The sequence below is a fragment of the Phenylobacterium sp. genome, assembly GCF_036263695.1.
Lineage (GTDB): Bacteria > Pseudomonadota > Alphaproteobacteria > Caulobacterales > Caulobacteraceae > Phenylobacterium.
The window spans coordinates 1-2259 of the sequence record NZ_DATAGM010000057.1; the positions used below are offsets into that span (position 1 = coordinate 1).

General features: G+C 68.4%; 2 protein-coding genes. Both read right to left on the bottom strand.

Features of this window, described 5'->3' with window-relative positions; genetic code table 11:
• A partial coding sequence (locus VHK87_RS02125; RefSeq protein ID WP_329633246.1) for an autotransporter-associated beta strand repeat-containing protein occupies window positions 1-1510 on the bottom strand: 1510 nt, incomplete at its 3' end.
• Between the two features lie 236 nt (window positions 1511-1746).
• Window positions 1747-2259, bottom strand: a 513-nt coding sequence (locus tag VHK87_RS02130; protein ID WP_329633247.1) for an alpha/beta fold hydrolase, incomplete at its 5' end; no start/stop codon positions are given.

Genomic DNA, 2259 nt, shown 5'->3' on the forward strand with positions numbered 1-2259 from the left:
CGTAAGACAGCAGGGGCGTCAGGAACGCGAGGTTGGACGTCGCGCCGGCGAACTGGCCGCCCACGCTGCTAGCGGTCAGGATCTTGTAGGTGGTGACCGGCTGATAGGCGCCGGCCTCCGCCAGCACCTGGACCGTGCCGCCCTGCAGGGTGGCCGGGCCGGTCGCGGCGATGACGTCGGACTGGCCGGCGGCGTTGGCTTCGATCTGGAGGACCGAGCCGGCCTGGAAGGTCACCGGGCCCGCGACCTGCAGCGTCCCGATCGAGTTGCCCGGCGTGACCGCCCCGCCGCTCTGGACGGTGAGGCCGCCGATGCGGCCCGTACCGCCCAGGCGCGCGCCTGAGAGGATGTTGACCGGCGAACTGCCGACCTGGCCGTTGATCACCAGCACGCCTTGATTGGCGAACGTCGGGCCGGTGTAGCTGTGGGCGCCGGTCAGGGTGAGCACGCCAGCGCCGTTCTTGTTCAGCGTGCCCGTGCCGGAGATAGTCCCGGTGAAGGCGCCGTTGCTTGCCTGGTTGAACACCAGATTGGCGTTGTTGACGATCGGCCCCTGCAGGCTCTGGGTGTTTCCCGCCAGCGTGCCGCCCTGGATGCTCGTGCCGCCGGTGTAGGTGTGGGCGCCGGTCAGGGTGAGCACGCCGCCGCCATTCTTGTTCAGCGTGCCGGCGCCGGAGATGGTCCCGGTGAAAACGCCGTCGTTGGCTTGCTCGAACACCAGGTTGGCGTTGTTGACGATTTGGCCCTGCAGGCTCTGGGAGTTCCCCACAAGCGTGCCGCCCTGGATGGTCGTGCCGCCGCGGTAGGCGTTGGCGCCGGTCAGGGTGACGGTGCCGGCCCCCTTCTTGGTGAGCGCGCCGTCGCCCTCGATCGGCCCGGTGAAGGCCAGGTCGCCGTTGGAGCTGTCGACCGTGCCGCCGTCAGCGTTCAGCGTCGCCGACTGGTCGAAGGTCATGGACTGGCTTGGCGCGAGCGTGCCGCCGTCGAACACCAGCGGCCGCCCGGCGGCCGCTTCCGCGTCCTCCTGGGTGAAGGTCTCCTTCGAGGTGTCGATGGTGCCGACCTCGGGCTCGCCGATGAGTTCGGCGCTGAGCGAAACGGTGCTCGAGAGTATGATGGAGTCGGCCGGCTCCCACTCGGCGGTGGGGGAGGCGATCGGGATGTAGGTGAAGGTGTAGGTGCCCGCGGAGAGGCCGGTGAAGGACACGCCCTGCCACGTGTAGGTGCCGCCGCTCGGCGTGCCGGTCAGGCTGCTTCCATTCGAGAAGAAGTTGGTCTCGCCGTCGATCAAGCCGGCCGGCTTGTCATTCGACAGCAGCGAAAAGCTGACCGTCTCGTCGTAGGCCACGTCCACGCCCTGCAGCTGGAACGAGCCCTCGGTGAACGGCACGTCATCGTGCCAGGACCCGTACCAGAAGGTGATGGCGCCGGGACCGGCGCTCTCGTAGCCGATGGAATTGGTGTGCGCGATCGCCTGCGTCGCAGGCGCAAGCACGAGCACGGCCGCCATCAGCGGCCGCCCGAAACTGAACTGCAAATTACTATCCCCCAGTAGACACTCGCCGACGGCTATGGGCCGACGGTCGCTGAGCCGGTGAAGCTCAGAACTTGGCCACTAGGTGATTTGCCGCTGACGGCGAAGTTGCAGAAAGCGCGCAGTTACTCGGCTGATTACTCATTTCGCGGATGTCCGCCGCGGCCGGAAACCCACCGGATCTACGCCGCCGGACGGCCTCGACGGGTCGCCTAGGCCAGCCGCGCGATCGCCTGCGCGACCTCCGCGGGCTTCTCCAGCACCACCATGTGCCCGGCCTCGGGAATGGAGACCAGCTCAGCGCCGGCGATGGCGCGCTTGAAGGCGTGGGCGTAGGGCGGCGGGATCATCCGGTCGCTGTCGCCCCAGACGACCACTGTCCTGGCCTTGATCCGGTAGAGGCGCGTTGAGAGCCCCCGCTCGGGGATAGGGAAGAGGATCCGCCCGGCCATGCCCAGCTGACGGGCGTTGGTCACCAGGTAGGTCTGCAGGAAGTTGGGATCCTCCACGTTGCGGCCGGCGGTCAGCATGGCCGCGCCGGCCTCGGCGTCGTGGAACAACAGCGCCGGCGCCTCGTAGGGCATCATGGCGAACAGGTCGGCGATCGGGTGCTCGTCCATCCACAGCCCGGCCGGGGCGATCAGCGCCAGGCGCGAGATGTCGTTGGGCTGCACCGCGGCCATCTCGGCGGCGATCATCCCGCCCATGGAGTGGCCGACGAGGAT